Genomic DNA, 5,623 nt, shown 5'->3' on the forward strand with positions numbered 1-5,623 from the left:
CAGCAATTCGCTGGCCGGAAGGGGACGAGATACGAAGTAGCCTTGTGCGAGATCGCATCCTACTTCGCGCAGAAAGTCGAGACATTCTACAGTCTCGATTCCTTCTGCGACGACCAGCAGGCCAAGAGCATGGGCGAGGTTCACCGTCGAGTGGACCAAAAGCGCATCGCTGCTGTCTTCATGTGCATTCTCGACGAAGCTTCGATCGATTTTCAATTCGCCGAGAGGCAGGGTCTTGAGATAGGTCAGCGTCGATTGCCCGGTGCCGTAGTCGTCTAGCGAAATCATGATGCCCATCCGCCGGTATCCCTCTAGCGCGCGCAAAGCGGCTGCCGGATCGGCCATGGTCGCTGACTCGGTAACCTCAAAAATGAGGTCGGAGGCAGATGTGTCGCTTACTTGGAGCGCGGCCCCTACAGCATCGAAGAATGCCGGAGAAATAAGCAGGCGCGCCGATATGTTCACTGCCGCCTTCACTTCGATGCCAGCGCCATGCCACTGCGCAAGATCCCGCAGGGTGCGCTGCAGAACGAACAGCGTCATATCCGCGATGTGATCGTTCTTTTCGGCTAGCGGGATGAAGCTGTCCGGGCTCAAATAGCCGCGCGTGGGATGATGCCAGCGGACGAGCGCTTCGACACTGGCGATACAGTCCGTCATCAGATCGAGCTTGGGCTGGTAGTGGACTTCGAGCTCATGGTTTTCGATCGCGTTGGCGAGTTCTCCCATTAGCGAAACCTGCTGCTCGAGAAGGTCCTGCTCGGCCGCCTCATGCATGTGCCAAACCTTGTCGTTGGCCAGCGCGGTGCTGGCTGCCAGCGAAGCTTCGGCAGTTGCCCCTGCAGCAGCGATGCCGAACACAATCGCGGGATCAACGCGCTTTCCGGAGATTTCTAACGGCCGTCGTAACTCGCGGCGCAGTTCAGTCAGCGTCTCTATGCGGGTTTCATGCGCCTCGTCGGAAATCCACGCAAGGCAGCGATCATCGATGCGGTAGACGATATCTCTGCCGCCCATTCGCGCCGCCAGACTCCCCATCAATGAGCCGATAGCATCCGCACCGATAACCGATTTGATTGCGTCGAAATTTGCGAGCATCGCGACGATGGTTTGGGCATTCTCCTGCGAACCATCGGCCTCGCGCAAAGCAAGGCGGTTCGGCAAGCCGCTTTCCTGGTCGATCCGCTTGCCGCGATACATTTCGCGGTAAAGCAATAAACCCGAACGCGCTGCGCCGGATGCCAGGACCAAGATCAGCCCGGCCACGATCCGGAAGTCCGCTCCAGCAAGGCTATATGCGGCGATATCGGCGCCGAAAAGCGCAGCAGCGCCAAGACCGGAGGTCGCTACGACGCGCGGATAGGTCTTTTGCGCGAAGACCAAGGCGGCACCCAGCGCGCCCACCAGCAGCGGAACCAGCCATCCTCCGAAAATGGGTATTCCGCCTAGCAATGTCTCCGCAGCGATCGCTTGTACGATCACTCCGGGTAGGACGCCGTGCCGCGGCGTCGCGTATCGATCCCCCATCTCGATCGCCGTCGCGCCAATGAGTATATCCTTGTCGGTAATCGTGGAAGGATCGAACCTTCCGCTCGCGACGTCGATGAAGCTGTATCGAGGTATCGATACGGGGTCGATCGCGAAGTCGACCGGGAATTGGTTACCGGCCTTTCCGGCCACGCCGGCAGCCTGAGCCGAAAGCGAGGGCCGGGGAACGCCCGCGGTCATCGTGCCCAAGGGCATGTTGCGCACCACGCCGTCGCTATCAGGTATGACGGAAACTGATGCCAGCGAAGCGTGTCGCCGCAATGACGCTATGGGCAAGGCATCGATCTGCCGGTCGGATTCGAAGCTTTCGCTCTGGCCAAATGTGGGAAGAACGATTTCGGCAGATGCTTCGCTCAGACTGCGCGCGAGTGCGGCGTCCTCGACCGGATTCGAAGTTGAGGAAAAATCGACGTCGAAAATGATTGAGCGGGCCCCAGCTTCATCCAGCGCGGCCACCACTTCGGCATAATTGCTGCGCGGCCAAGGCCATCGCTGGATCGCGGCAACGCTCGCCGCATCCATTTCGACGACTTGAATCTGACCGCTCGCGGTGCGGTCCCTCAGCCCAAAGCTTAAATTCCTCAAGCCATTGTCGAGTTCGCGAAAAGCCCCTGACTGCGCTGCCGACCCGATCGTGACGATAAGGAGAGCAGCGAGCAGGATGTTTTCCCACGGCAAGCGCGGCGGCACAGTCGAGTAGGACGGCGAACGCATAGGATCAGGGCACGATCACTTAGAGCCAATCAGTCGTCGTCATCGTCGTCATCGTCGTCATCATCGTCGTCATCATCGTCGTCGTCGTCATCATCGTCGTCGTCATCGTCGTCATCATCGTCGTCATCGTCGTCGTCGTCATCGTCGTCATCACCCGGATCCGGCTCAGGTTCGGGCTCCGGCTCTGGCTCAGGTTCGGGTTCCGGCTCGGGTTCCGGCTCGGGCTCAGGTTCGGGCTCGGGCTCAGGTTCGGGCTCAGGTTCAGGTTCGGGCTCAGGTTCGGGCTCAGGTTCAGGTTCGGGCTCAGGTTCGGGCTCAGGTTCAGGTTCGGGCTCCGGCTCAGGCTCAGGCTCAGGTTCGGGCTCGGGCTCAGGCTCGGGCTCCGGCTCGGGCTCGGGCTCGGGCTCCGGCTCGGGCTCCGGCTCAGGTTCGGGCTCCGGCTCGGGCTCGGGCTCAGGCTCAGGTTCGGGCTCCGGCTCGGGCTCCGGCTCAGGCTCGGGTCGTGGTTCCAGCTCGAGTTCCGGAGCTGGCGCGGGATCGGGTTCGGCATCTTCCTGTGATAGATCAGCAACGAAATCATCCGTGACCGCCGCGATCTCGCCCGAAACCAAGCCTTCGGTCGTATCCTCCAGATCTCTCGGCCCGCTCACGAAACGTGTCTCGATGACCGGCTGCTCGGAAGCGACTGCTTCCACAGTTACCTTCGTATTGGCGTCAGATGCGTTTGGTGTCGGGGGCGGTGCAGCCGTTGGTGATGGAGTATTGTTGTCGCGAGCAGGTGAATCCAGGGTGCGCGTCTCATCACCCATGATCGTGAGGCGGAACGGATCATCCGCGCCGACCATCGCCACCTCGCCTGGTGTCACGAGATCGCGTGCGCCTCCATCACCGGTCCAGACCTCGACCGCACCCTCGGTGACCTGCATGGAAGAGCCGCTGCCATCGACCGTTATCGAGAAGCTGGTTCCCTTCACTACCGCAGCCAGGGTCGGCGTGCGGACGCCGAAATGGGGATCGGGTTGTTTGCCGATATTGAAAACCGCGCTGCCCCAGTCCTGGACGATCTGGATCACCGATCGCTCTTCCGAAGGTTTTGGCACTTTCACGCGGCTGTTAGGCCGGACGGTGACAAATTCGCGTTCGCGCACGATGACGGCCGAGCCATTAGCTCCGGTCTCGATCGCACCGCCAGCAGCGATCTTCGCCCCGCGGCGCGCCGGTCTCTCGCCATTCTCGTCGCGTATTGCGACGCGTCCATCCGTTTCGCTGACTGTCCATGCAACCTGCGCGTGGACACTGGTGCTGGCGAGCAAGAGGGCGAGAGAAGCGGTCTTCAGGAATTTCCGGGTCGACAAGATGGGTCTCCTATGAGCGTCCGATCTCGCAGAAGGGTATTCCAATATACCAACCGAACATGGTTAAACATCTGGTAATGCAACCAAAAATTAAGACGCGCCCGGGTAGTTTGAGTGGTCCACTTGGAGTCTCTCACGCGTGCGTTATCTATCTTATCCCTCACTGGCGGCAGTCGGCCTGTGCGTCGCATTCTCCGCGAATGCACAGGATGCGCGCGATCCAATCGATGAGGCCCTAGCCGTCGACGAACAGGAAAGTGGCGTGCTGGCGCCGCGCGATGCGGCCGCCGCAGCGCAGATCGAACCTCGTTCTGGCGAAGATCAAGGCTTTGGATCAAGCGTTTACACCGTAGGGCCGATCTCGCTCGAAGGGTTGCGCGAATTGTCAGTCGCCGATTTCGTTGACATCGTTGAGCGTTACGCCGCGCGCGATCTCGACGGAGAACAGCTGAACGCACTCGCCAGCGATGTGGCATCGCGCGCGCAGACCATGGGCTATGTATTTGCGACCGCGATGATCGAACCGCAATCGCTGCGCGCTGGCGTGCTACGCGTTCGTGTCGACGAAGGCCGGATCGACCGGATCAGGATCGATGGCGACGATGATGTTGCCATTCGCGATCAGTTGACCCCGCTACTCGGCGGCCGCCCCGTCACCAAAGCACGGCTCGAGCGGCACCTGCTGCTGGCGGACGATATCTCGGGCGTCTGGGTGCGTAGGGCCTATTTCGAACGCCAGGACGACGAAGGTGTCCTGGTTCTTGAAGCGCGACGATCGCGGGCCAGTGGTGCTTTGGTGTTCGAAAACGACGGTTCGGCACCTGTGGGACCTGAGCGACTGCGGATCGACGCCGATTTCAACGGATTGCTCACATCGACCGACGAGGTCGACATCACGCTGGCAACCACGCCTTTCGAACCGGGCGAACTGCAATATGCCAAGTTGAAATACGAGGCGGTCATCAGTTCCAACGGCACGCAAGCGGGCGTCGTTGTCTCCCACTCCAGAACCGATCCGGGCGCCTATCTCGCCGATGACGATGTTACCGGCAGATCGACGAGGCTTGGCATCGAATTGCGTCATCCGTTTGTAAGACGTCGCAATTTCAGCCTCTGGGGCGAAGCCGAATTCCAGATTCAGGATATTCGGCGCGATCGCGACGGTGCGCTCGACCGGCACGATCGCATCCCTGTCGTGCGCATTGGCGCCTTCATGGCCGGCACGGTCGTCGGGGGCCGATACCGTGCGCGGGTAACCTATTCGCAGGGCTTGTCGATCCTCGGCGCCACCGAGCTGGGCGATCCGCTCGCCTCGCGCGACGATGCGTCGGCGGCATTCAGCAGCCTATACACCTGGGCCGATTGGGAACGCGAGCTCGGCTCGGGCTTCAGCATGGGATTGGCCGCCCGCGGACAAATTGCGAGCGCTCCATTACTTTCGACCGAAGATCTTGGTCTTGGCGGCAACCGCTTCCTGCGCGGCTACCCCTATAGCCAGCGTTCGGGTGACGAAGGGATCATGGGCTCGGGCGAATTGCGCTACGACTGGGCCGATGCGCTGAACCTTGTCGATAACATACAGATCTACGCCTATGCCGACGGCGGGTATGTCAGCAATCTCGAGGATGGGAGGGGGACGGGCGAACTCTATTCGGCCGGCGGCGGCCTGAGGACCGACATCGTCAACGGTCTCGATTTCGACGTCGAACTTGCCATGCCACTAAGCGGGCCGCGCTACGATTCAGACAACGACAATCCGCGCCTCAATGTGAAGCTACGCAAGACACTCTAGTCGCTCGGGCAGTTCGGCGAATAAGGACAAGAAGTCGATTGGCCTTAAACGCCAAGGCCCTTAGAAGCCGAAGGGCAGAAGAACGGGATAATCAGGATTTGCTTCCGCCATGCAAAGTTTCGTGGTTTGGAACACAAGCCTAGCCCATCGACTCCTCGGCTTCAGCAAACGTCACCATACGCTGCTGTTCCTCATCCCACAGAGCCAGGCGGAA

General features: G+C 60.6%; 3 protein-coding genes. 1 reads left to right on the top strand and 2 read right to left on the bottom strand.

Annotated features, from left to right (window positions below; genetic code table 11):
- Together GRI55_RS14665 and GRI55_RS14670 are read right to left on the bottom strand one after the other, a co-directional pair.
- The coding region (locus GRI55_RS14665; RefSeq protein WP_160767627.1) for an EAL domain-containing protein at positions 1-2,262 on the bottom strand (2,262 nt) is incomplete at its 3' end.
- A gap of 29 nt (positions 2,263-2,291) precedes the next feature.
- Positions 2,292-3,617 (bottom strand): FecR domain-containing protein, encoded by a 1,326-nt coding sequence (locus GRI55_RS14670; protein WP_160767628.1) that lies wholly within the window; start codon positions 3,615-3,617, stop codon positions 2,292-2,294.
- A 139-nt stretch (positions 3,618-3,756) separates the two neighbouring features.
- Between GRI55_RS14670 and GRI55_RS14675 the strand changes: the two genes are divergently transcribed.
- Positions 3,757-5,409 carry a ShlB/FhaC/HecB family hemolysin secretion/activation protein gene (locus GRI55_RS14675; RefSeq protein WP_160767629.1) on the top strand — a complete coding sequence of 551 codons (1,653 nt, stop codon included), beginning with the start codon at positions 3,757-3,759 and terminating at the stop codon, positions 5,407-5,409.
- Positions 5,410-5,623: the final 214 nt, after the last annotated feature.

This window comes from Qipengyuania citrea (assembly GCF_009828015.1).
Lineage (GTDB): Bacteria > Pseudomonadota > Alphaproteobacteria > Sphingomonadales > Sphingomonadaceae > Qipengyuania > Qipengyuania citrea.